We start from the raw sequence: 24,511 nt of genomic DNA, 5'->3' as shown, positions 1-24,511 counted from the left end.
TGCCTAACGACCCCTACGTGCGGTTGTAGCGCAGGATCACATGGCCGCTGTCGAACGTCGTCACGTCCGTGCGTTCGAACGCCGTCACGTCGAACTCGCCGGAGATCATCGGCACGCCCCGGCCGAGCATGATCGGGTACAGCTTCAGGATCACCTCGTCGATCTCCGGGTACACGGCGCCGGCCACCGTCGCGCCTCCCGCCAGGTAGATCCCGAGGCCCTCCGGCTCGGCCTTGAGGGAGCGGACCAGCGCCAGCGGGTCGGCGGCGACGGTCACCGCCGGGTCGGGCGACGTGAGGCCGCCGGACACCACGTACTGGCGCAGGTGCGCGTACGGGCTGGTCACCCCCAGGTCCAGCGCCGGCTGGTAGGTCGCCCGGCCCATCACGACGGTGTCGAACAGCCGGTTCGGCGCGTCCGCGACCCCCAGCCCCGCCCGGCCGTGTGAGGGAAGCGTTTCGGGGTACTCGCTGGCCAGATGCCCGAGGTAGGCCTCGGGCGTCGGGTACACGTCGATCTCGTCGCCGGGACCGGCGATGTACCCGTCGATCGACATCGCGATCAGGTAGGTGAGCTTGCGCACGAGCGTCGTCCTCCCCGGTTTGGCACCCACGTCCACTTTTCCACCTCAGGACTTGTCCTCGCTGGCCCCCGGGGGCAGGCTCACACGGGTGAGCTGGCTCACGAAAGTGTCGTACTTGGAGGCTCGATGCGCATCACCGTGACCGTTGACGGAACGAAGTACAGCGATGACGTTGAACCACGACAGCTGCTCGTCCACTACCTCCGAGAACGACTGGGCAAGGTCGGCACCGTGGTCGGGTGCGACACGAGCAACTGCGGGGCGTGCACCGTCCACCTCGACGGTCACAGCGTGAAGTCCTGTTCGGTGCTCGCCGTGCAGGCCGACGGCTCCGAGGTCACCACGATCGAGGGTCTCGCCCGCGACGGGCAGCTCCACCCGGTCCAGCAGGCCTTCCACGACAACCACGCCCTGCAGTGCGGCTTCTGCACCCCGGGCATGATCATGCAGTCGATCGACCTGCTCGCCGACGACCCCGACCCGGACGAGACGGCCGTGCGCGAGGGCCTGGAGGGCAACCTCTGCCGCTGCACCGGCTACCAGAACATCGTCCGCGCGGTGCGCGACGCGGCCGCCAAGATGAGCGGCGGCGCCGGCCCCGAGGCCGAGCGGGTCGGCGAGTCCCAGCAGGTGGCGGGGGGCGGCAACTGATGACCGCCACCATCGAGCCGGAGGTCGGCAGGGCCCGCCTGCGCAAGGAGGACGCGCGGCTGATCGCCGGGCGCACCCGCTGGACCGACAACCTCACGCTGCCGGGCCTGCTGCACATGGCGATCATGCGCAGCCCCCTGGCCCACGCCAGGATCACCAGGGTCGACGTGTCCTCGGCCCGCCAACTGCCCGGCGTGATCGCCGTGTTCACCGGCGCCGACCTCGCCGACGAGCAGGGCAGCCTGCCGTGCGCGTGGCCGATCACCGAGGACATGCTCTCGCCGAACGCGCCGTCGATCGCCGTCGACCAGGTCAACTTCGCCGGTGAGGCGGTGGCCGTGGTGGTCGCCCGCAGCGCCTACGAGGCCGCCGACGCGATCGAGGCCATCGACATCGACTACGAGGACCTGCCGGTCGTGCTGGACATGGAGGCCGCGGTCGCCGACGGCGCCGACCTCGTCCACGCCGACCTGGGCACCAACAAGAGCGCGACCTGGGTGTTCGACTCGGCCGAGGCCGGCACCGGCTCGGAGGTCGAGGAGGCCATCGCCGGCGCCGAGGTGCTGATCGAACGCACCTACCGTCAGCAGCGGCTGATCCCCGCGTTCATGGAGCCCCGCTCGGTCATGGTCGACCCGACCGGCGAGCAGTTCACCCTGTGGTCGGCCACCCAGATCCCGCACATCCTGCGGATCATGCTGGCGATGACGCTGTCGGTGCCCGAGCACAAGGTCCGGGTGATCGCCCCGGACGTCGGCGGCGGCTTCGGCGGGAAACTCCAGGTCACGCCGGAGGAGGTGCTGACCTTCCTGGTGGCCCGCCGGCTCGGCAAGCCGGTCAAGTACACCGAGTCGCGCAGCGAGAGCATCCTGGCCGCCCACCACGGCCGCGACCAGCTCCAGAAGCTGACGCTGTCGGCCCGCCGCGACGGCACGGTCACCGGCCTGAAGGTCGAGCTGCTCGCCGACATGGGCGCCTACCTGCGGCTGGTCGGGCCGGGCGTGCCGATCCTGGGCGCGTTCATGTTCAACTCGATCTACAAGTTCCCGGCCTACCGGTTCGTGTGCACGAACGTGTTCACCAACAAGACCCCCACCGACGCCTACCGGGGCGCCGGCCGGCCGGAGGCGACGTTCGCGATCGAGCGGCTGATGGACGAGCTGGCCGCCGAACTGGACCTGGACCCGGTGGCGGTGCGGGAACGCAACTGGATCCGGCACGAGGAGTTCCCGTTCACCACGGTCGCCGGCCTGACCTACGACTCCGGCAACTACGAGGCGGCCACCGCGCGCGCCAAGGAGCTGTTCGCCTACGACGCGCTGCGCGCCGAGCAGGCGCAGCGTCGCGAGCGCGGCGACACGGTGCAGCTGGGCATCGGCACGTCGACGTTCACCGAGATGTGTGGGCTGGCGCCGTCGCGGGTGCTGGGCGCGTTGGCCTACTCGGCCGGCGGCTGGGAGCACGCGGCGATCCGCATGCTGCCCACCGGCAAGGTCGAGGTGGTCACCGGGTCCTCGCCGCACGGCCAGGGCCACGAGACGGCGTGGAGCCAGATCGTCGCCGACCAGCTGGGTGTGCCGTTCGAGGACGTCGAGGTGCTGCACGGCGACACCCAGTCCTCGCACAAGGGCATGGACACCTACGGTTCGCGGTCACTGACCGTCGGCGCGATCGCCGTGGTCCAGGCGGCCGACAAGGTGAAGGCCAAGGCCGCGAAGGTCGCCGCGCACATGCTGGAGGCCGCCGAGTCCGACGTGGAGTTCGCCGCCGGGGCGTTCCGGGTGCGGGGTGCGGGCGCCGACGCGACGTCGGTGTCCATCCAGGACGTGGCGCTGGCGGTGTTCGCCGCGCACGACCTGCCCGAGGGTGTGGAGCCGAACCTGGACTCGGAGGCCACGTTCGACCCGGAGAACTTCTCCTTCCCGCACGGCACCCACCTGTGCGCGGTGGAGGTGGACACCGAGACGGGCAGGGTGCGTATCCGCGAGTACGTGGCGGTCGACGACGTCGGGCGGGTGGTGAACCCGCTGATCGTGGAGGGCCAGGTGCACGGCGGGCTGGCCCAGGGCATCGCGCAGGCGCTGTTCGAGGAGGCCGTGCACGACGAGTCGGGCACGTTGACGACCGGCACGCTGGCCGACTACCTGGTGCCATCGGCCGCCGACCTGCCGAACTTCACCACCGACCGCACCGAGACCCCGGCGACGTCCAACCCGTTGGGTGTCAAGGGAGTCGGCGAGGCCGGCACGATCGCCTCCACCCCGGCCGTGGTCAACGCGGTCGTCGACGCGGTCCGCCATCTTGGCGTGTCCGACGTCCAGATGCCCTGTACCCCGCTGCGCGTGTGGCGGGCGATCCACACCGGACAGACCGACGCCGGCGGACTCGGCGGCGAGGCCGGCGGCGGCCTCGGTTCCATGGGAGGTACCCAGTGATCCCCGCGGCCTTCGACTACGTCGCCCCGACCACGGTGGACGACGCCGTCCGCGCCTTGTCCGAGGCGGGTGAGGACGCCAAGGTGATCGCCGGCGGCCAGAGCCTGCTGCCCGTGCTGCGGATGCGCCTGGCGGCCCCGTCCAAACTGATCGACCTGGGCCGGATCCCCGAACTGCGCGGCGTCCGCGAGGACGGCGACACCCTGGTGATCGGCGCCATGACCACCCACTACGAGGTCCAACGCGACCCGCTGGTCCGGGAGCACGCGCTGTTGCTGGCGTGCGCCACCGACACCGTCGCCGACCCCCAGGTCCGCCACCGGGGCACCCTCGGCGGCTCGCTGGCCCACGCCGACCCCGCCGGTGACCTGCTGGCCCCGGCGCTGGCCCTCGACGCGGAGCTGGTCGTGTCCGGAATGGACGGACGAAGGGCCGTCCCGGCCACGGAGTTCTTCACCGACTTCTTCGAAACCTCGCTGCGCCCCGGCGAGATCCTCTGCGAGATCCGGCTGCCGAAGTACACCGGCTGGAGCGCCCACTACGAGAAGTTCAACCGGGTGGCCCAGGCCTGGTCGATCGTCGCGGTCGCGGCGGCGGTGCGCGTCGAGAACGACACCATCGCGCAGGCCCGCGTTGGCCTGACCAACATGGCGGCCACGCCCGTCCGGGCCACCGCCGTCGAACAGGCCCTCATCGGCCAGCCCGCCACCCCGGAGGCCATCACCGAAGCGGCCCAACACGCCGCCGAAGGCACCGCCCCCACCACCGACGGCAACGCCGACGTCGAATACCGCCAACACCTCGCGAGAGTCCTCACCTCGCGCGCGGTCACCGCTGCCCTGAGCACCTGACCAGGATCGGAGGTCCCCGCCCGGCGGGGACCTCCGATCCACTCGCGAGCCGACCCGGCCGGCCACACGATGATCACGGGCAGCTCGCGCTGGCGGGCGGCATCGCCTTCGGATGCCGTCCGAGATCAGCGGCACGGTCGGCCCAGTCAGGTGGGAATGCCCGGTGATACCAATACGCGGCACATGTTGTCCCTTCAGAGAGTGATCATGTCGGGAACAGCACGCGCGTCGCGAATGCCGGGCAACGCGGCGACCGGTTCCGCCTCGCGGTAGCGCTTGGCCGATAACTCTGCTCACCTGTTTCTGGCTCGCGGACGGTCAGGTGCCTTGGCAAGACCATCTGAATACGTACAGTCGTCGGTTGACCACCCAACGATTGGATCGGCGGCTGGAGGATGGCAGGATGAGCGGAGAAGGCCATACCGTCGAGCCCGTAGGAATCCCATGTCGGAGCCGAATCGCCTCCTCCGCGCTGCCCGTGAACGCACCCCGTCACGCCAGGTTGCTGGCGCGTGTATGTCACGCGATGAACTGGCTGAATCGGTCGTGCTGTGGCTCGCCGCGCACGATGACCGAGGTAGGGAAGTGGCGTTTGACGGTAACCACGTCGGCAAACTCGAACGTGGCGCCGTGCGTCGTCCGAGAGAGCGCTATGTGGCCGCGCTGTGTGCGGTGCTGGGCGCAAGCGCCGTTCAATTGGGGCTTGGGCCCGTACGCGTCGCAGCACGACCCCGCTCAGAAACGTCCACAAGCGCGCACCTTCCGGGCGAGGAGATGATCATGTCGGCTGCTGACGAATCCACCCAGTTCCTGTCGTGGGCGGAGTCGACGAACGTCGGCGAGTTGACTGTGGAGCAGATGCACTCGGATGTTCGCCTGATCGCGCACAGTTATCTCAAAGCGCCGACAACACCATTGTTCGTCCGGACTCGGGCCCTCCGGGATCGCGCCTTCGCGCTGTTGTCCGACCACCAGGACCCGCGACACACCCGTGAGCTGTACGCGGCAGCCGGTTGGTCGTTGACGGTGCTCGCCTGGATGTCCGTTGATCTCGGCCACCCTGAGGCAGCCGAACGGCACGCGCGTGCCGGCTGGCTGTGCGCCCAACGTGCCGATCACAACGGTTTGCGTGCGTGGGTGCGGGCCACCCAACACACCGCCGCGTTCTGGCAAGGCGCCTACCGTGCCGCGGCGGACTATGCGGCTGACGGACTCCGCTACCCCGAGTTGGGCACGGCGGAGCTGTTTCTGGCGAGCGCACTCGCGCTCGATCTCGCCAGACTCGGCGACTCGGACGGGGCCACGGCCGCCCTGCGTCGCGCGCGTGACAGCGCCGACAGCGCGGAGCGCGCCGAGGACGAACTGGCGGGCCCGTTCACTTGCACGGTGAATCGTGCCGGGTCACTGTGGTCGGACACCCACCTGGAACTGGGCGCGGCGGACGACGCTTTGGACTACGCCAACCGCGCGGTGGCTACTTTTGAGGAGACTCCTGCCGATCAACGCAACTTGGGCAGCGAACGCATGACCCGGCTCCAGCAGGTCAAGGCACATCTCGTGCTGGGTGATCTGGTGAACTGCGAGAATGCGCTCACTCCGGTTCTGGAGACCGGAACCCAGCATCGGGTCAGACCGTTGTTGCAGCGGGTGGCCGAGGTCGGGGCGATGCTCAGCGGTTCGGACCATGCCAGCGGCCTGGTTGCTGACCGGATACGTGATGCGGTCGGCGACTTTCGGCGCGACTCCGTGGTGAACGAACTCATGGCCTGACCGGAAGGGTGGACCGTGACCAAGCGGGAACCAATGCGGGACCACTGGTGGTGGCGGCCGGGTTGGAGGATCGGGCGGTCGTTCTACACCTGGCATGTCACGTTCGATGACCAGTCCAGCGCCGGAGACCTGGTGACCGGCTATGCGCCGGTGCTCGCCGCCCTGCCTGGTCTCGATCCGGTGCCGATGCGCTGGCTCCATCTCACGCTCCAGGGAATTGGCTTCACTGACGACGTCACTCGGTCCGACGTGGACCGCATGGTGTCGGCGGCTCTGGCGGGTTGTGCGCGTCTTGCGCCCTTCACCGTGACCATCGGCCCGGCTCACGTTGATCCCGAAACCGTTCAGTTGCCGGTGCGTCCGCTCGCGCCGCTGGCCGAACTGCGCCGCGCGGTGCGGCGGGCGATCGGTGACGTGTGGGGCCCGGAGCGCGTTCCCGAGCCGGAGGACGGGTTCCACCCCCACGTCACCCTTGGTTACGCGAACTCCGCCGGACCGGTGGCCCCGGTCGCCGAGGCGCTCGCGGCGCACGAGGCGCGTACGGCGGACGTCACCATCTCAACGGTGTCGTTGATCAACCTGAACCGCGACAACAAGGCCTACGAGTGGACAGATGTAGCCTCAGTCCCACTCCGTGGCTAGGCGGATCTTCCGTCATCTTCCCCCTTCTTCCCTCTCATGTTCCCTTCCGGGTCCCTGGTGGATCAACAACACTTCGGGAGGTGGATATCGTTCAGGGCTGAAACGCGGTGGCGCAGGTGACTGAGTTGGATCTCCTTCTTGAGGAAGCGGGTAAGCGCGGCTACCTCTGGCATCAGTTCCGATCTGATCAGGATGGTCCGGAGGTGCTCGCCGGAGTGTTCGGCTGGGGCCGGTGTGCTGATGTCGTGGTGCTCGCCGCCGAAGAGGGAACACATGCGTACCGAACGCCGGTCGAGTCGACCGGTGATGTTTTCTCTCCTGCACGTGTCTATTGGTGGTACGGCCGCAGCGATGGTGCGGTAGGGCTACCCGCCGCCGGAATGGTCCTGCCTGGGGTTGGAATGGTGTGGATTCTTCGTGCGCTGTTGACACTTCCGGCGCCCGATGAACCGGGAGGGCTGCCGCCGCTCGTGTCGGCGCCGAAAGGGACGGGTGTTTCTGGCGATCGCGTTCCAGTTCGTCTGCGTAGGTGGCCGGGTCGTTAGTTCCGTTTCAGACAGGAGAAATTGATGGATGGATCTCATCGTTATCTGAAAGTACTGCAATCGGTCCAGGAGCTGTTTGTCGGCTATCCGGTCCGTGCGGAGATGGAGTCGATCAGTCTGGCGTCGAATTCGGGGGAGGACTCGGTTCTGGTGCGGTTGGGTGCGGCGGACCGAGTCGTACTGGTGGCGGGAATCGTCGAGTGGCGGCGGACTCTCGTCGGTGGGCGTACCTGGGTGTGGCGCACGCCCGACGGCACGGCGGTACACATCTCGACGACTGGTCACGCGCCGGAGTGCGCCGGGCTGTCCGTCGCGGTGCTGGCCGGGCCGGTCGCCTGGGGCGGCTGTCTCGACGTCCCTGTCGAGCCGGGTGTGTCGGAGGAGGTCGACGATGACGTCCTGTACCGGTGGCTGGGGGACGAGATCGCGAACGACTGGCCCTTCACGGTGAACACCGTGGCCGGAGTGACGTCATGACCGCTACCTCGTTCGCCCTGGTCAGTGTGGAGGACCGTGGCAAGGTGTTCGCCTACGGGATGGAGATCGATCTGCCGGCCGGGCGGGAAGTGGTCACGTTCCGTCGTGAGCCGGGGGACAGTGTCTGTTCGGGGTGCACGAGTCGGCGGAGGGGGCACGGCGGCGGTTCAGCGTGGTCACGCCGTTGGAGCTGGTGTGGGAGTCCGGGTGTGACTGTTCGGCCGGCGAGTTGGAGACCTGACCGACGGGCGGACTACGCGTAGGCTTCGTACCGTAGAGGGGTTGTTCCGGCAGGTCAGGAGGAGCCTGTGAAACTTGAGCACTCGTTCACCGTGGCCGCCGATCTGGACACGGTCTGGGCGGCGGTGCTGGACCCGGAGCGGGTCGCGCCGTGTATGCCGGGGGCCAGTCTCAGTGAGGTGGACGGGGACACCTTCGCCGGGACGGTGAAGGTCAAGGTGGGGCCGATCTCCTTGCAGTACAAGGGGAAGGGTGAGTTCCTGGAGAAGGACGAGGCGGCTCGCCGGGTGGTGATCAAGGCTGCTGGCAAGGACGTTCGGGGGAACGGGACGGCGTCGGCCACGGTGACCCTGACGTTGCGGGCCGAGGGGGACTCCACGGCGGGCACCGTGGACACCGATCTGTCGATCACCGGGAAGCCGGCGCAGTTCGGGCGGGGGTTGATCTCCGAGGTGGGGGGCAAGATCCTCGACTCGTTCGCCACGTGTCTGGCGGCGAAGCTGGCGCCTGAGGAGGAGCCGGCCGCGCCGGCGGGTGACCAGCCGAAGTTGGCGGCCGTTCCCCCGGCGGTGAAGGACGAAGGCGACAAGGACAAGGCCGACAAGGACAAGGACAAGGACAAGGGCGACAAGGACAAGGTCAGGAAGCCGAAGTTGGCGGCCGTGGTGGAACCCGAGAGTGATCCCATCGACCTGTTGTCCTACGCCGGTCCTTCGGTGCTCAAGCGGGTCGTTCCGCTCGCCGTCGCCGCCCTCGCGGTGGTCCTCGTCCTCGCCCGGCGGCGTCGTCGGCGGTGAGGGAAAAGGGACCTTCCGGCCCCTTGAACACCGCCCCCGCCCCCGGAATGATGTCGCGGATGCGCCGGTCGATGCTGGTTGTTGGCGGAGTCGCCCTGCTCGTCGCGGGCTGTGGTGGCGATCCGGCCGGTGGTCCGCCCGACCATGTCACGCCGTTGACATCCCAGGTGTCCGCGGCCGGCGCCGAGCCGGCGGGCGACGTGTTCACCGTGGTCGCCTCGGGGGACGTGCTGATCCATCCGGCGTTGACCGAGCAGGCGGTCGCCGACGGGCAGGGCGGGCGGGACTTCGGGCCGCTGTTCTCCGGCGTACGTGACGTCATCGAGGCGGCCGACCTGGCCATCTGTCACCTTGAGGTGCCGCTGGCCGGGCCGGACGGCCCGTTCGAGGGCTACCCGCTGTTCTCCGCCCCGCCGGAGGTGGCGACGGCCCTCGCGGACACCGGGTACGACACCTGTTCCACCGCCTCCAACCACACCCTCGACCAGGGGCCGGAGGGCGTCACGTCCACCATCGAGACGCTCACCGCCGCCGGGATCGCCCAGACGGGGGCGGCGCGTACGGCGGCCGAGGCCGCCGAGACCCTGGTGACCGACGTGGGGGCGGCGAAGGTCGGGCAGGTGTCGTTCACCTTCGGGCTCAACTCCGGCACCTCCGAACCCGAACCGTGGATGGCCAACGACCTCGACGTGGACGCGGTGCTCGACGCCGCGCGCGCCACCAAGGAGGCCGGCGCCGACGTGGTGGTCGCCAGCCTGCACTGGGGCGTCGAGGACCAGCACGAACCGACCGACGAGCAGCGGCGCATCGCCGGGGAGGTGCTCGCCGACCCGGCGGTCGACCTGATCGTCGGGCACCACGCGCACGTCGTTCAGCCGTTCGAGAAGATCAACGGCAAGTGGGTGGCCTACGGGCTGGGCAACCAGGTCGCCAAGCACGCCGAGCCCCGGGGCACCACCGAGGAAGGTGTCACCGCCCGCTTCCGGTTCGCCAAGGGGCCGGACGGGTGGACGGTCGACCTGGCCGAGTACGTGCCGACGCTGGTGAACCTCGGCCCGCCGATCCGCCTGGTCGACCTGACCGGCGAGGACACCGAGGTGCCGGCCGACCGGCTGGCGGAGGCGTTGGCCCGCACCGACGAGGTGGTCGCCTCGCTCGGCGCGGTCGAGGACGGGCTGACCCGCCCCGGGCTCTGAGACCCGCCTGGGTAACGTCAGGCCCATGGACAGTGTGCGTTCGGTGGCCGACTGGCCGGTCGACAACGTGGCCGCGGCGGTGGTCGGTGCCGACGGCACCGTGCTGGCCGCGCACGGCCCGATGGCCAGGGAGTTCCGGCTGGCGTCGGTGACCAAACCGTTGACCGCCTACGCGACGCTGGTCGCGGTCGAGGAAGGCGCGGTCGAGTGGGACCAGCCGGCCGGGCCCGACGGCTCGACCGTGCGGCACCTGATTGCCCACACCTCCGGTCTGGCGTTCGACCAGCACAAGGTCGTGGCGCCGCCGGGGGAGCGGCGGCTGTACTCCAACACCGGGTTCGAGGTCCTCGCCGACACGGTGCACGACGCGTCCGGGATCCCGTTCGCCGAGTACCTGACCGAGGCCGTGTTCGAGCCGCTGGGCATGACCTCCTCGCGGCTGGCCGGCACCGCGGGCGCCGGGGGCCTGTCCACCTGCGACGACCTGGTGCGCTTCGCCGCCGAGTTACAGTCGCCGACGCTGATCTCGGCGCAGACGCTGGCGGAGGCGACCACGGTGGCCTTCCCCGGGCGGGCCGGGGTGCTGCCCGGCTTCGGCTACCAGCAGGACAACGACTGGGGCCTCGGGTTCGAGCTGCGGGACCACAAGAGCCCGCACTGGACCGGGAAGAACAGCTCGCCGAGGACGTTCGGTCACTTCGGGCAGTCCGGCACCTTCCTGTGGGTGGACCCGGACGTGAGAGCGGCCTGCGTGGTGCTCACTGACCGCGACTTCGGTCCGTGGGCGGTCGAGGCGTGGCCCCGGTTCACCGACGAGGTGCTCGCCGAGCTCTGACCGGGCACGATGAGGTGCATGCACCTCATGTCGCGGGACGAGTGGCTCGACTTCGCCGGACACGGCACACGCACAGGGAAGATCGCCACGGTCCGGGCCGACGGCTCACCGCACGTCGCCCCCGTCTGGTTCGTCATCGACCAGACCGCCGACGGCGACGACCTGGTGTTCAACACCTCCGCGACCACGGTCAAGGGCCGCGCGCTGCGCCGCGACCCGCGCTTCGCGCTGTGCGTCGACGACGAGACGCCGCCGTTCTCATTCGTGACCTTCCAGGCCGAGGCGACGCTGTCCGAGGAGCCGGGCGAGCTGCTGGAATGGGCGATCCGCATCGGCACCCGCTACATGGGCGCCGAACGCGGCGAGGAGTTCGGCCGGCGCAACGCCGTGCCCGGTGAGCTGCTGGTCCGCGGCCGGATCACCAGGGTCGTCGCCCAGGCCGGGCTCACCGACTGAGCGAAACTGTGGCGCGGATCACCGCGTGTCGACTTCCTCACCGGGGCCACGCGGGCCGTGAGGGTGGGTGACGACAGCACGTCGTCGACACCCGAGGAGGCCAGCGTTGACTGGCGAGAGCGTGGGAACCTGGCGGGATTTACGGTCCTACGGCGAGGTGATGACCGTTCTGGCCGGCGGTGTGCTGGCCGGCGCGGTCAGCATCTACCTGGCGGCCAGTGTGCTGCCGACCGCCGTCGGCCAGATCGGGGGCCAGGACCTCTACGCCTGGACCATGACCGTCTTCCTGGTCGGCCAGGTCGCGGCCGCCCTGCTGACCGCGTCGGTGCTGCGGGCGGTGGGGGCGCGCACCGCGTACACCGCCGGGTTCGGGCTGTTCGCGGCCGGTTCGGTGGTCTGCGCGCTGGCGCCGGCGATGCCGGTCATGCTCGGCGGGCGCGTCTTGCAGGGCCTGGGCGCCGGGCTGCTCACCGGCCTGGGCTTCGCCATGATCCACGCGACGTTGCCGCCGCCGCTGTGGTCGCGGGGCAGCGCGGTGATCTCCGCGATGTTCGGCCTGGGCAACGTCCTCGGCCCGGCGACCGGCGGGGCGCTGGCCCAGGCCGGCGCGTGGCGGTGGGCCTTCGGTGCCCTGGCGGCCGGCGCGGTGCTCCTGGGCGCCGGTGCGCGGCGCACGCTGCGGCGGGTGCCGACCCCGCAGGCCACGGCGGGGCGGGTGCCGTGGTGGTCGCTGGTGTCGGTGGTGGCGGCCGCGTCGGCGCTGGGCGCGGCCGGGCTGGTCGACTCCCCGGCGCTGGCCGTGGCCCTGGGTGTCGTGGCGGTGGTGGCGCTGGCCGGGTTCGTGGTGGTGGACCGGCGCGGGCCGGCCAGGGTGCTGCCGGCGGCGGTCCACCGGCGTGACTCGGCGCTGCGGTGGGTGTTCCTGACGATCGCGGTGCTGGCGGCGGCGGTGGCCGTGGAGACGTTCCTGCCGCTGTTCGGCCAGCGGCTGGCCGGTCTGTCGCCGCTGGTCGCCGGCTTCTACGGGGCGGCGCTGTCGCTGGGCTGGGCGGGCGTGCAGGTGTGGAGCGCCGGGGCGCGCGGGCCGGCGGTGGTGGTGGCCGGGCCGGTCGTGCTCGCCGGCGGGCTGGCGGCGCTGGCGCTGCTGACGGCCGGGGACGCGCCGGTGGCGCTGGCCGTCGGGTGGCTGGTCACGCTGGTGGTGGCCGGCGCCGGGATCGGCCTGGCCATGCCGCACCTGACCGTCTACGCCATGACCCTGGCCGGCGACGAGTCCCAGCGGGCCGCGGCCTCGGTGGCCACCGTCCTGACGATGGCCACGGCCGTCGGCTCGGCCGTGGCCGGGCTGCTGGTCGCCCTGGGGCAGCCCGACCTGGTGGCCTCGGCGCGGTGGCTGTTCGCCGGGTTCGCGGTGATCGCCCTGGTGGGGGCGGTCACCGCCCGGCTGCTGACCGCCCGCGCCGGGGTCAGCCGGTGATCTCCGGCAGGGCCGGGCCGAGGAAGTCGTCGGCGTCGCGGATGGTGTAGGCGTAGCCCTGTTCGGCCAGGAAACGCTGGCGGTGGGCGGCGTAGTCGGTGTCCAGGGTGTCGCGGGAGACGACCGAGTAGAAGTGGGCCTGGCGGCCGTCCTCCTTGGGTCGCAGCAGGCGGCCGAGGCGCTGGGCCTCCTCCTGGCGGGAGCCGAACGTGCCCGACACCTGCACGGCGACCGTCGCCTCCGGCAGGTCGATGGAGAAGTTCGCGACCTTCGACACCACCAGTACCCGCAGCTCACCGCGGCGGAACTCGTCGAACAGCCGCTCGCGTTCGGCGTTGCGGGTGGAGCCCTGGATGACCGGCGCGTCCAGGGCCTCGCCGAGTTCCTCCAGCTGGTCCAGGTAGGCGCCGATGACCAGCGTCGGCTCGTCGGGGTGGCGGGCCAGGATGCTGCGCACCACCGGTGTCTTGGTCTCCACCGTCGAGCACAGGCGGTAGCGCTCCTCCGGCTCGGCCGTGGCGTACTGGAGACGCTCGCTGTCGGTGAGCGTCACCCGGACCTCGACGCACTCGGCCGGGGCGATCCAGCCCTGGGCCTCGATGTCGCGCCACGGCACGTCGTAGCGCTTCGGGCCGATCAGCGAGAACACGTCGCCCTCGCGGCCGTCCTCGCGGACCAGGGTCGCGGTCAGGCCCAGCCGGCGGCGCGACTGCAGATCGGCGGTCATCCGGAACACCGGCGCCGGCAGCAGGTGCACCTCGTCGTAGACGACCAGGCCCCAGTCGCGGGAGTCGAACAGGTCGAGGTGGCGGTACTCGCCCTTGGACTTGCGGGTCATCACCTGGTACGTGGCGATGGTGACCGGCCGGATCTCCTTGCGCTCACCGGAGTACTCGCCGATCTCCTCCTCGGTCAGCGACGTCCTGGCGATCAGCTCCCGCTTCCACTGCCGGCCGGCGACCGTGTTGGTCACCAGGATCAGCGTGGTGGCCTGCGCGCGGGCCATGGCCGCCGCGCCGACCAGCGTCTTGCCCGCCCCGCAGGGCAGCACGACGACACCGGAGCCGCCGGCCCAGAACGAGTCGGCCGCGCGGCGCTGGTAGTCACGCAGCTCCCAGTCGTTCTCCTCCAGGGCGATCGGGTGGGCCTCGCCGTCGACGTAGCCGGCGTGGTCCTCGGCCGGCCAGCCGACCTTGAGCAGGATCTGCTTGAGCCGGCCGCGTTCGCTGGGGTGCACGACGACCGTGTCGTCGTCGATGCGCGCACCGAGCATCGGGGCGATCTTCTTGTGCCGCAGCACTTCCTCCAGCACCGCACGGTCCGTTGTGGACATCGTGAGGCCGTGCGCGGGGTGGTTCTGCAACTGGAGGCGACCGAACCGGCCCATGGTGTCGACGATGTCGATCAGCAGCGGCTGCGGGACCGGGTAGCGGGCGAAGCGGGTCAGCGCGTCAACGACCTGCTCGGCGTCGTGGCCGGCGGCGCGCGCGTTCCACAGCGCCAGCGGCGTGATCCGGTAGGTGTGCACGTGCTCGGGCGCGCGCTCCAACTCGGCGAACGGCGCGATGGCGATCCGCGCGTCGTCCGCGCTCGGGTGGTCGACCTCGAGCAGGACGGTCTTGTCGGACTGCACGATCAGTGGGCCGTCGGTCACTGGTGTTCCTTCCCACGGGCTGCCCGTACGACGATACGTTCAGCGGGCGACAGGTAGCTTGATCGGGTGACGAGCACCGTGCGGGACGTGACCCGCGACCTGCTGCGGGACCTGGGCCTGACGACGATCTTCGGCAATCCGGGGACCACCGAGATCGGTTTCCTGCGTGATTTCCCCAACGACTTCCGCTACGTGCTCGGCCTCCAGGAGTCGCTGGTGGTGGCGATGGCCGACGGCTACGCGCACGCCGCCGACCGGGCCGTGCTGGTCAACCTGCACTCGGCCGGCGGGGTCGGGCACGGCCTGGGGCACGTGTTCACCGCCTACCGCAACCACACGCCGATGGTCGTGCTCGCCGGCCAGCAGGTGCGCTCACTGATGGCGACCGAGCCGTTCCTCGGCGCGATGGACGCCACGACCTTCCCCCGCCCGTACGTGAAGTGGGCGGTCGAGCCGGCCCGGCCGCAGGACGTGCCGGGCGCGATCGCGCACGCCCACCGCGTCGCCACCCAGCGCCCGTACGGCCCGGTGTTCGTCTCGGTGCCGGCCGACGACTGGGACGCCCCGTGCGACCCGCTGCCCCGCCGGCCCCCGGTCACCGGCTTCGGCCCCGACCCGGACGCGATCGCCGCGCTCGCCGCCGCCCTGCACGGGGCGCGCCGCCCGGCGCTGGTCGTCGGGCCAGGGGTGGACGCGGACGGCGCGGTGGCCGACGTGGTGGCGCTGGCCGAGCGGACCCGGTCGGTGGTGTGGGCCAGCCCCATGTCGTGGCGCAGTTCCTTCCCGGAGGACCACGCCCAGTTCGCCGGGTTCCTGCCGCCGGAGGAGCGCGGCACGGCCGAGGCGTTACGGGACCACGACCTGGTGGTGGTGCTCGGCGCCCCGGCGTTCCTGTACCACGTGTTCCGGGGTGGCTCGGACGTGCCGCTGCCGCCGTTGTACCTGGTCAGCGATGACGAGCAGGTGCTGGCGCGTGCCCGTGAGGGGGTCGGTGTCCGCTCCGGTGTGCTGGCCGCGGTGCGGGCGCTGGTCGAGGTCGCCGGCGAGCCGGACCGCCCGGTCCCGGCCGGGCGCACGCGGCGTCCGGCGCCGGAGCCGACCGACCCGATCGCCGTCGAGTACGTGTTCGCCACGCTCGCCGGTCTGGTGCCGCAGGACGTGCTGCTGGTCGAGGAGATCCCCAGCCACCTGCTGGTGCGCCGCGAGTACCTGCCGGTGCGGGCGGAGCGCACCGGGCTGCTGAGCACCGGCGGCGGCGCGTTGGGTTACGGCCTGCCGGCGGCGGTCGGCGCGGCGATCGGCGCGCCGGAGCGCAAGGTGGTGGCGGTGTTGGGCGACGGGTCGAGCATGTACTCGATCCAGGCGCTGTGGACCGCCGCGCGCGAGCAGCTGCCGGTGACGTTCGTGATCCTGGACAACGCGTTGTACGCGGCCGTGGACATCCTCGCCGGCCCGGAGAACGGGAAGATGCCCGGCGTGGAACTCGGCGGGATCGACTTCGTCGCGCTGGCCAGCGGGATGGGCCTGGAGGCGCGGCAGGTCACCCGGCCCGGTGACCTGGCCGACGCGCTCACCACGGCACTGGCCGCTGACGGGCCGACGCTGGTACAGGTCAAGGTCGACCCGAACCCGACGGTCCTGTACTGACGGCGCTGGGCCGACGGCGCTGGACCGACGCCGCGACGCCACCCGCCGGTCGTGCCGGCGAGCGGCGTTGCCGCCCGGTCAGCTCCGCATGCGGTGTTCGGCTTCGGTCATCCGCTCGGCGTCCTCGTGCAGGTCGTCGCCAGTCTCCGAGCCGGCCTGCGAGCTGTCCGCCGAGTCGGCGGCCGAGTTGGCGGCGTCCTGTCCGCTGCGTTGACTCGGCACGGCGTCCGAGTCGGAACCGGTGTCCGAACCGGAGTCGGCACCGCCGGATTCCATTCCGCCACCGGAACTCTGCGCCGGCATGCCGCCACCGGAGTCCCGCATGGACTGATCCGACTGGCCACCGGAGTCCTGCATGGACTCACCGGACTGGTCGGACCGGTCACCCGAGTCGCCGGACTGCGCAGCGGAGTCCTGTTGTTGCTCGGCGCGATCGTTGTCACCCGAACCGGTGTGTTGGTCCTTCGCTTGGTTGAGCCGTTCCTTCGCCTCGTCGACGAGTTTCCCCGCCTGCTCCTTGGCCTGGTCGAACATGCTCACGTCGGGCTCCCTCCCCTATGGACGAGCACAAAGGAGGGGGCTGCCCGACGTCACCAACGAAAAACTATCCAGCGACAAAGACCACCCACATGGGTGAAATTCAGTGCGACGACTGCTGGCGCGCTTCCTCGCGCTCGGCCGCCAGGAAGCGCTCCGCGGCCAGCGCGTCCGAGTTGGCCGCGTTCGGCGGCGGCGGTGCCCCCGGGCGGTCGTGCAGCAGCCGGGCGATCTCGGTCCGCAGCTCGACGAACCTGGCCGAGCCCCGGGTGGCGATCTGGTCACGCTGGGCCGGCAGGGTGACCGTCAGGTCGGCCACGATGCTCGCCGGCGACTTGGACAGCACCAGCACCCGGTCGCCCAGGTACACGCTCTCGTCGATGTCGTGGGTCACCAGCAGCACGGTGCTGCCGTGCTCGCGCCGCACCCGCAGCAGCAGGTCCTCCAGGTCCGCCCTGGTCTGCGCGTCGACCGAGGCGAACGGCTCGTCCATCAGCAGCAGCGCCGGCTTGCAGGCCAGTGCCCGCGCGATCGACACCCGCTGCTGCATGCCGCCGGAGAGCTGCCACGGGTACTTCGACCCGGCCGCTTCCAGGCCGACCCAGGCCAGCGCCTCCTCGGCCCGCTTGCGCCGCTCGGTCCGGTTGCTCACCCGCGTGCGCAGCGGGAACTCCACGTTCCCGCGCACGCTCAGCCACGGGAACAGCGACCGGCTGTAGTCCTGGAAGACCACCGCCAGGTCGGCGGGGACACCGTCGACCGGGTCGCCGTGCAGGGTGACGCCGCCGGCCGTCGGCTTGATCAGGCCGGCGACGCAGCGCAGCAGCGTGGACTTGCCGCAACCCGACGGGCCGACGATGCACGCCAGCTCGTCCTCGGCGACGGTGAACGACAGGTTCTCCACCGCCGCGTACGAGCCGTAGCGGTGTGCCAGGCCGCGCACCTCCAACATGGTCGGCATGTCATCCTCCTGCTTTGGTGGTCTGCTTGGCACTCGCCACGGCGGCGCGGGTCGGCTGCCAGCGAAGGGCGCGGCGCTCGACGGCGAGCAGCGCGAGGTTGAGCACGTAACCGATGATGCCGATCAGCACGATCCAGGCCCACATGCTGAGGAAGTCGAACGCCGCCTTGGCGTCCACGAGGTTCGCCCCGATGCCGGAGCTTTCGCCGACGAGTTCGGACACCACCATCAGGATCACCGCGATCGACAGGCTCAGCCGTAGGCCGGCGAAGATCTTCGGCAGCGCCGCCGGCAGCACGACCATCGCCACCCACTGGGTGCGTGGGGTGCCGAACGAGCGGGCGGTGTCGGTCTTCACCGAGTCCACCGAGCGTACGCCGTCGACGGTGTTCATCAGTACCGGCCAGATACAGCTGAACGCGATCAGTGACAACTTCATGTCGCTGCCGATGCCGATCAGGCCGATGAACACCGGCAGCAGCGCCGGCGAGGGCAGCGCGCGGAAGAACGCGAACAGCGGCTCCACGTACTGCATCCCGGTGCGGGAACGGCCCAGCGCCGCGCCGAGCGTGATACCGATCGCGGCCGCGATGGCCCAACCGCCGACCGCGCGGGCGGTGCTCGGCAGGACGTCCTCGAAGATCGAGTCGGAGAGGCCGAAACCCCCGTCGGCGGTGGTGAACCACAGCGACCACCCGTGGTGGATGATCTGCCAGGGCGTGGGGAAGAAGACGTTGTCCGACGCCGCCGTCGCCAACTGCCAGAGCACCAGCGCGGTGAGGAACACCAGCCAGCGGTTCGTGAATCCGGACAGGCGGCTCACGTCAGCGCCTCCGCTCGGGTGGTGTCGCTCCAGCGGAACATCCGGCGCCCGGCCCGTTCCAGGACCTCGTTGACCAGGTACCCGAGCACACCGATCACCAGCGCGCCGGCCAGGACGTCGTCCATCGAGTTCGGCGAGTTGGACACGGTGATGATGAACGCGCCGACGCCCAGTTCACTGGCCGCCAGGTACTCGGTGGACACGGTGACGATCAGCGCGATGGCCGCGGACAGCCGCAGGCCGGTGAACGCGAAGGGCGCCACGTGCGGCAGTGCCACCGTGGCCAGCACCCTGGCCCGGCGGTGGCCGAACGAGCGCGCGGTGTCCAGCAGCAGCGGGTCGATGTCGTCCAACGCGTAGATGATGTTGAACAGGATCGGCCAGATCGAGGCGTAGACCGCCAGGAAGATCTTCGCGTCCGGTCCGGAGCCGACCACGATCATGGTCAGGGGGATGAGCGCCACCGGCGGGATGGGCCGGAGGAACTCGATCAGCATCCGCGTGGCCGTGCGCACCGAGGGAATGGTCCCCAGGATCAGGCCCGCGGGCACCGCGATCGCGACCGCGACGGCCACGGCGATGAGCCAGGCCAGCACGGTCGCGACCACGTCGCGGAGAAACTCTTCCTGGCCGAGCAGATCAACCAGTCGCGCGCCGACCTCGGCCGGCGGGGGCAGGTTGTCCGCGGCGACCAGACCGAGCCGGACGACCCCGTCCCACACCAGGAGGAGGACGCCCAGCCCGATCAGACCCCGTACGAACGGTCGCACGAATACCTCAGGTGAGTGGGGCGGTCGGCACGATCATGTCGTTCACGTCCAGGTCGGTGTTGATGACCTCGAACTCCTTCATCAGGTCCGGCACACGCTGGAGCCGCGCGGGGTCCAACTTGGACTGGAACGTCAGCAGGGTCGCCAGCTTGGCGGTCTCCTCGTCGACCTTGGAGAACTTGACCAGCAGCGGCTCGACCAGGCTGCGGTCGGACAGTGCGAGGTCGGTGCCGCGCTGCATGGCGCGCTGGAAGGCGGCGATGGTGTTCGGGTTCGCCTCGACGAACTCACCGGAGGACGCCCAGCCCGCGGTCGGGATGTTGGCTGTCGGGCCAACGGCGGTGTCGAACAGGGTGACCGCGCCCGCGCGCTTGTGGGTGTCCTGGATGAACGGCTCGGTGGCGAAGGCCGCGTCGACCTGGCCGCCGGTGAGCGCGTCGGCGGTCTTCGGGAAGGGGATCGACTCGAACTTGACGGACTTCCAGTCGACGCCGTTGGTCTTGAGCGTGGACATCACGAGCAGGTCGGAGATCGTCTTGCGCGCGGTGACCGCGACCTTGGCGCCCGCCATGTCCTTGATGCTCTTGACCTTGGAGTTGGGCAGCGCGACGACGACGCAGCTGTCGGGGCCGGCCGAGGAGGCGTCCGCGATCAGCTTGACACCTCCCTTGCCGTTGAGCGCACCCTGGCTCTCGGCGAGGAAGAACGGGGTGTAGCTGGAGTAGGAGATGTCGGCGTCGCCGGAAGCGAGCTTGGCGACGGATTCGCCACCACTCGGGGCTTCCACGTACTTGATCGTGAGTCCTTCGTCCTCGAAGAACCCTTCCTGCATGGCGAGATGGAACGGTGCGAGGTCGGTCGGCGTCATGATCGAGACCGTGAGATTGGTCTTTTCCAGCTTGCCGTCACCGCCCGACTGCGGCTCGGTCTCGTCATCCGATCCACCGAGCAGACCACAGCCAGACAGCGTCGTGACCAGCGTTAACGCCGTTGCGACCAGGGGAAGACGGGAGCGGAGACCGCGCCCGGTACTGCCATTGGGCATTTGGAGCCTCTCCTCATGGGGTGAGGTGGTGAAAGCTGATAAACGGTGGTGCCCCGTACACCAGGGGGCCACTCTAGAGACCTTCATCCCCGGGTCACAATCAGTGTCCGCAAGATCCTGTCCAGGTGATGACCGTCTGTGAAACGAGTGGTAACGCGCGTTCCCACCCAAGAACACGTGGTGGTTAGTTGCCCACTACAGTGACTACCTGCGACCTGACGACTACCCAGACGAGACCTTTGTCACTCGATCGAGCACGGCCGGGGCTAAACCGATCGAGATAAATCGTTGCCTCCGTGTGACTTTTCAGACCCTGATGTGTGACCATCCGTCCGGAGGGCTTACATCACGGAGTAGACTCCGCTACCTTCTGTGGCCACAGCGAGGTAGAGGTTCGTCGAAGCGGTGTAAGGAGCGCGCCCAGATGGTCTTGCGCGTGCTTCCCGGTAGTGGGAGCCGGGAGGCGGAGCAGCAGGGGTGCGCCACCGCTGGGGGCGTGAGACGGGTTGGGGTCCTCGCTGGGGTACTTGTCCGTTCGAGCTGGCGGGCTACCGGCTTGACAACCAGGGAGAGTGCTGGGAGTGCCCGACCACACTTCTGACGTCCCACCACGCGCTGGGAACCGCACGGTCTATGGTGCCGCCGTGCCCGAGCAGAAACGAGACCGGAACCCGTCTTCCGGCCGGCCCCCGGCGCAACGCGGCGCGCTCACCGGCGGATCCCGCCTGCGCATGCGCAACTGGCGTCTGCGAACCAAGGTCATCGCCGTCATCGTCGTCCCGACCCTGACCGCGCTCACCCTGGCCGGCCTGCGTGCCGCCGGCGACCTGGACCGGGCCTCGGAGTTCCAGCAGACCGTCGACCAGGTTGACCTGGCCCGCAGCGTGACCGACGTGGTGCACGAGCTCCAGAAGGAACGCAACCTCATGGTTGCCTGGCTGGCCGACCGCAACACCGCGCGCGCCGCCCTCGACGACCAGATCCGCCTCGTCGACGACGCCGTCCGCCGCGCCCAGGACGCCGCGGTCGACCTGGACACCGACGAGGAAGAGGCCAAGCAGCGCTACAACATCGGCCTGCAACGCCTTTCCGCGCTGCCCGCCCTGCGCTCGATCGCCCAGTCCGAGCTGTACCAGGACGTCAACGCGTTCACCCGCTACTCCGACGTGCTGGACACGGTCGTGCGCCTCGGCCGCGAGATCAACACCGCGGTCACCGACCGGGAACTGCTGCGCGACGGCACGATCATCCAGGCCCTCTCCGAGGGCAAGGAGAACATCGCCAAGGAGAACGCGATCCTGCAGATCGCGGCGGCCCGCGACGGCTTCCCGGCCGACACGCTCTCCCGACTGCGCGACGCCCAGGCCGCCGCGCGCGGCGCCGACGCCGACTTCCGGGCCAACGCCTCGACCACCCAGGAGCAGCTCTACAACGACACCGTCGCCGGCGTGGAGGTCGACCGCCGCGAGCGGATCATGGCCTCGGCCCTCGCCGCCGCCGAGCGCGGGACGCCCGAAAACCCGGAGCCGCTGGGCATCAACCCCGCCGAGCTGACCGACTACGGCACCGTCACCGCCGAACACATGCGCGCCGTCGAGATCGAGCTGCTCAAGCAGCTGCGTGGCGACGCCACCGTGCTCGCCGACGACGCCACCGAGTCGGCCTGGCGCGACGCCGCGCTGGTGCTGGTCGCCCTGCTGCTCGCGGTCGGTCTGATGGCGATCGTGACCCGCTCGCTGCTGACCCCGCTGCGGGTGCTGCGCCGCGAGGCCCTCGAGGTCGCCAACCGCAGGCTGCCCGCGTCGGTGCAGCGAATCCTCGCCGACCCGGACCCGGCCGAGGCGGCCAAGCACGCCGTCGAGCCGGTCGCCGTGTTCACCAGGGAGGAGACCGGCCAGCTCGCCCGCTCGTTCGACGCGGTCCAGGAGCAGGCGGTCCTGATGGCGACCGAGCAGGCCCTGCTGCGCGACAACATCAACTCCATCTTCGTCAACCTGTCCCGCCGGTCCCAGACGCTGGTCGAACGCCAGCTCTCGCTGATCGACCGGCTGGAGCAGGACGAGCAGGACCCCGACCAGCTGGCCAGCCTGTTCGAGCTCGACCACCTCGCCACCCGGATGCGGCGCAACTCGGAAAGCCTGCTGGTGCTCTCCGGCACCGGCCTGTCCCGCCAGCTCAACCGTCCGGTCCCGGCCTCCGAGGTCGTCGGCGCGGCGGTGTCCGAGGTCGAGCACTACGCCAGGATCGAGGTGGCCTCGGCCCCCGAGGTCGCCGTGCAGGGCCGCGCGGTCTCCGACCTCGTGCACGTCATCGCCGAACTGCTGGACAACGCCACCTTCTTCTCCGAGCCGGAGAAGAAGGTCATCGTCCGGATGGCGATGACCCGCAAGAAGGAACTGGCCATCCAGATCACCGACCAGGGTGTCGGGATGTCCGAGGACGAGATCAACGCGGCCAACGCCCGCCTGGCCGACCCGCCGGACCTGGACGTCGCGGTGACCCGGCGCATGGGTCTGTACGTGGTCGCCCGGCTGGCCAAGCGGCACAACATCATCGTGCGGCTGCGGGACAACGAGGACATCGAGGGCGGCCTGATCGCCCGGATCAACGTCCCGTCCGATCTGGTGCAGCCGGTCGGCGCCGCGCCGAGGTCGATGTCGGCGACGTCGACGACCTCCTCGCTGCAGGCCGCCGCGTTCGACTCGCCGACCGGCATCGGCGCCAGCATGCCGAACGTGCCCAGCGTCCCGGACACGCCGGCCCCGGTGCGCAACAGCGGCATCGCCGGCGCGTTCACCGGCGGCATGCCCCGGCTGCGGCCGGACGGCTCGTCCGACGAGACGCGGGACCGCACACCGCAGGAGGTCTCCGGGTACCCCGAGTACTCGCCGACCGGCTACGACCCCAACAACGGCCAGGCCCCCAACGGGGTGCCGGCCGAGGCCAACGGTCAGCACGAGGACATCGAGCACACCCAGACGCTGTTCGGCGCCCCGCTGCCCGACCCCGGTCCGGCCGAGCCGCAGGCCGGTGGCTACCCGCCGCTGGGCGCCGGGCGCCCGGCCGAGGCCGACGCGGCGATCGACGCGCCGACCGAGCGGCTGCCGATCTACGAGGCCGTGCTGTCGCAGTGGTTCGAGTCGGCCGACACCGGCTCGCACCAGCGTCAGCCGGCCGACCCGGCCGAGCAGGTGGCCGCCAACGGCAACGGCGCGACCAACGGCAGTGCCACGAACGGCAACGGCACCAACGGTTCCGCTCCTGGCGAACAGACGCTGCCGGACGCCCAGCCGGAGCCGGCCGCGTGGACCTCGCCCGGTGACGACGGCTGGCTGGCCGCCCAGGCGCTGCTCGCCGCGCCCGCCGAGGAGGAGCCCAAGACCACCGCTGGGCTGCCCAAACGAGTTCCCAAGGCGCACCTGGTGCCCGGTTCGGCGGCACCGCGAGGGCAGGAATCGGCTGAGGAGACGACAACGGCGGGCGCGCCGCCGTTGCCACCACGCACCGCGGACGCCGTTCGTGGTCGCATGTCGAGCTTCCAGCAGGGCGTACGGCGTGGCCGCCACGCCCTCATCGAGGCATACGCTGGTGACCAGTCAGGTCCCGACGCCAGCCGTACAGACGAGGAGCAGGAGTGACGACCGCGTCCGCAAACCAGCCCGGAAGTTTCGGGTGGCTGATCACTGATTTCGTCCGTCAGGTACCCGGCGTGGCGCATGCCGTCGTCGTGTCCGCCGACGGATTGCTCCTCGCCGGCTCCCAGGGCCTGCCGAGGGACCGCGCCGAGCAGTTGTCGGCGGTGTCCTCCGGCCTGGTCAGCCTCACCCAGGGCGCCGCGCGGTGCTTCGAGGCCGGTGGGGTCAACCAGACCGTGGTCGAGATGGACCGCGGGTACCTGTTCCTGATGTCGATCTCCGACGGGTCCTGTCTGGCGGTGCTCGCCGCGCCCAACTGCGACATCGGGCTCGTGGCCTACGAGATGACGCTGCTGGTCGAGCGGGTCGGCCAGCAGATGACTCCGGAATTGCGTGCGCAGCTACAGGGCGCACAGCGCAGGTAATCGTGCTAACCGCGAGGGCGCGGAGATACAGCGGAGGCTGGGCCCCATGCGACCGTCTC

Annotated in this window: 22 protein-coding genes; 15 read left to right on the top strand and 7 right to left on the bottom strand. The window is 70.3% G+C overall.

The window, feature by feature from the left end; translation table 11 throughout:
* Positions 1 to 13 precede the first annotated feature (13 nt).
* Positions 14 to 619, bottom strand: a complete 606-nt coding sequence (locus BLA60_RS19530; RefSeq protein ID WP_245812063.1) for a dihydrofolate reductase family protein — start codon at positions 617 to 619, stop codon at positions 14 to 16.
* 90 nt (positions 620 to 709) lie between these two features.
* Here BLA60_RS19530 and BLA60_RS19525 point away from each other — a divergent pair, with 90 nt between their 5' ends.
* From BLA60_RS19525 to BLA60_RS19470, 12 genes are all read left to right on the top strand, one after another.
* Complete coding sequence (locus BLA60_RS19525; RefSeq protein ID WP_075134361.1) at positions 710 to 1,234, top strand: (2Fe-2S)-binding protein; 525 nt, start codon at positions 710 to 712, stop codon at positions 1,232 to 1,234.
* Positions 1,234 to 3,669 (top strand): xanthine dehydrogenase family protein molybdopterin-binding subunit, encoded by a 2,436-nt coding sequence (locus BLA60_RS19520; RefSeq protein WP_075134360.1) that lies wholly within the window; start codon positions 1,234 to 1,236, stop codon positions 3,667 to 3,669. The genes BLA60_RS19525 and BLA60_RS19520 overlap by 1 nt, the downstream gene beginning before the upstream one ends.
* Positions 3,666 to 4,520 (top strand): FAD binding domain-containing protein, encoded by an 855-nt coding sequence (locus tag BLA60_RS19515; RefSeq protein WP_075134359.1) that lies wholly within the window; start codon positions 3,666 to 3,668, stop codon positions 4,518 to 4,520. Before BLA60_RS19520 ends, BLA60_RS19515 begins: the two co-directional genes overlap by 4 nt.
* A 444-nt stretch (positions 4,521 to 4,964) precedes the next feature.
* Entirely contained in the window at positions 4,965 to 6,290 is a 1,326-nt protein-coding gene (locus BLA60_RS19510; RefSeq protein WP_075134358.1) for an NsdA family TPR-like regulatory protein, read from the top strand.
* Between the two features lie 15 nt (positions 6,291 to 6,305).
* Positions 6,306 to 6,932, top strand: coding sequence for a 2'-5' RNA ligase family protein (locus BLA60_RS19505; protein ID WP_211288787.1), 627 nt, complete (start codon positions 6,306 to 6,308; stop codon positions 6,930 to 6,932).
* Positions 6,933 to 7,048: 116 nt separating this feature from the next.
* A complete protein-coding gene (locus BLA60_RS43395) occupies positions 7,049 to 7,477 on the top strand; it encodes a hypothetical protein (protein ID WP_154814455.1) in 429 nt (142 codons plus the stop codon).
* Between the two features lie 102 nt (positions 7,478 to 7,579).
* Complete coding sequence (locus BLA60_RS19495; RefSeq protein WP_075134355.1) at positions 7,580 to 7,954, top strand: hypothetical protein; 375 nt, start codon at positions 7,580 to 7,582, stop codon at positions 7,952 to 7,954.
* Between the two features lie 308 nt (positions 7,955 to 8,262).
* On the top strand, positions 8,263 to 8,991 hold the full coding sequence (locus BLA60_RS19490; protein ID WP_075134354.1) for an SRPBCC family protein: 729 nt from the start codon (positions 8,263 to 8,265) through the stop codon (positions 8,989 to 8,991).
* 47 nt (positions 8,992 to 9,038) lie between these two features.
* On the top strand, positions 9,039 to 10,187 hold the full coding sequence (locus BLA60_RS19485) for a CapA family protein (protein ID WP_154814471.1): 1,149 nt from the start codon (positions 9,039 to 9,041) through the stop codon (positions 10,185 to 10,187).
* 25 nt (positions 10,188 to 10,212) lie between these two features.
* Positions 10,213 to 11,022 carry a serine hydrolase domain-containing protein gene (locus tag BLA60_RS19480; RefSeq protein WP_075134352.1) on the top strand — a complete coding sequence of 270 codons (810 nt, stop codon included), beginning with the start codon at positions 10,213 to 10,215 and terminating at the stop codon, positions 11,020 to 11,022.
* Positions 11,023 to 11,040: 18 nt separating this feature from the next.
* Positions 11,041 to 11,478, top strand: coding sequence for a PPOX class F420-dependent oxidoreductase (locus BLA60_RS19475; protein ID WP_075134351.1), 438 nt, complete (start codon positions 11,041 to 11,043; stop codon positions 11,476 to 11,478).
* Positions 11,479 to 11,638: 160 nt separating this feature from the next.
* Positions 11,639 to 12,955 carry an MFS transporter gene (locus BLA60_RS19470; RefSeq protein ID WP_084735132.1) on the top strand — a complete coding sequence of 439 codons (1,317 nt, stop codon included), beginning with the start codon at positions 11,639 to 11,641 and terminating at the stop codon, positions 12,953 to 12,955.
* Here BLA60_RS19470 and BLA60_RS19465 read toward each other — a convergent pair.
* Positions 12,945 to 14,609 (bottom strand): DNA repair helicase XPB, encoded by a 1,665-nt coding sequence (locus tag BLA60_RS19465; protein ID WP_075134349.1) that lies wholly within the window; start codon positions 14,607 to 14,609, stop codon positions 12,945 to 12,947. The genes BLA60_RS19470 and BLA60_RS19465 overlap by 11 nt on opposite strands.
* Positions 14,610 to 14,675: 66 nt before the next feature.
* Here BLA60_RS19465 and mdlC point away from each other — a divergent pair, with 66 nt between their 5' ends.
* Positions 14,676 to 16,256 (top strand): benzoylformate decarboxylase, encoded by a 1,581-nt coding sequence (gene mdlC / locus BLA60_RS19460; RefSeq protein ID WP_075134348.1) that lies wholly within the window; start codon positions 14,676 to 14,678, stop codon positions 16,254 to 16,256.
* A 78-nt stretch (positions 16,257 to 16,334) separates the two neighbouring features.
* On the opposite strand, the gene BLA60_RS19455 is transcribed toward mdlC, so the two are convergent.
* The 5 genes from BLA60_RS19455 to BLA60_RS19435 form a co-directional block, all read right to left on the bottom strand.
* Complete coding sequence (locus BLA60_RS19455; RefSeq protein WP_075134347.1) at positions 16,335 to 16,796, bottom strand: hypothetical protein; 462 nt, start codon at positions 16,794 to 16,796, stop codon at positions 16,335 to 16,337.
* A gap of 100 nt (positions 16,797 to 16,896) precedes the next feature.
* Positions 16,897 to 17,754, bottom strand: a complete 858-nt coding sequence (locus BLA60_RS19450; protein ID WP_084735104.1) for an ABC transporter ATP-binding protein — start codon at positions 17,752 to 17,754, stop codon at positions 16,897 to 16,899.
* 1 nt (position 17,755) lies between these two features.
* Positions 17,756 to 18,577 carry an ABC transporter permease gene (locus BLA60_RS19445; protein ID WP_075134346.1) on the bottom strand — a complete coding sequence of 274 codons (822 nt, stop codon included), beginning with the start codon at positions 18,575 to 18,577 and terminating at the stop codon, positions 17,756 to 17,758.
* A complete protein-coding gene (locus tag BLA60_RS19440; protein ID WP_075134345.1) occupies positions 18,574 to 19,347 on the bottom strand; it encodes an ABC transporter permease in 774 nt (257 codons plus the stop codon). Before BLA60_RS19440 ends, BLA60_RS19445 begins: the two co-directional genes overlap by 4 nt.
* A gap of 7 nt (positions 19,348 to 19,354) precedes the next feature.
* On the bottom strand, positions 19,355 to 20,392 hold the full coding sequence (locus BLA60_RS19435) for an ABC transporter substrate-binding protein (RefSeq protein WP_075134344.1): 1,038 nt from the start codon (positions 20,390 to 20,392) through the stop codon (positions 19,355 to 19,357).
* A gap of 644 nt (positions 20,393 to 21,036) precedes the next feature.
* Between BLA60_RS19435 and BLA60_RS19430 the strand changes: the two genes are divergently transcribed.
* Positions 21,037 to 24,030 carry a sensor histidine kinase gene (locus tag BLA60_RS19430; RefSeq protein ID WP_245812061.1) on the top strand — a complete coding sequence of 998 codons (2,994 nt, stop codon included), beginning with the start codon at positions 21,037 to 21,039 and terminating at the stop codon, positions 24,028 to 24,030.
* Positions 24,027 to 24,452, top strand: coding sequence for a roadblock/LC7 domain-containing protein (locus BLA60_RS19425; RefSeq protein WP_075134342.1), 426 nt, complete (start codon positions 24,027 to 24,029; stop codon positions 24,450 to 24,452). Before BLA60_RS19430 ends, BLA60_RS19425 begins: the two co-directional genes overlap by 4 nt.
* Positions 24,453 to 24,511: the final 59 nt, after the last annotated feature.

Source organism: Actinophytocola xinjiangensis, assembly GCF_001921215.1.
GTDB lineage: Bacteria > Actinomycetota > Actinomycetes > Mycobacteriales > Pseudonocardiaceae > Actinophytocola > Actinophytocola xinjiangensis.
This window is presented reverse-complemented; position numbering and strand designations above follow the sequence as displayed.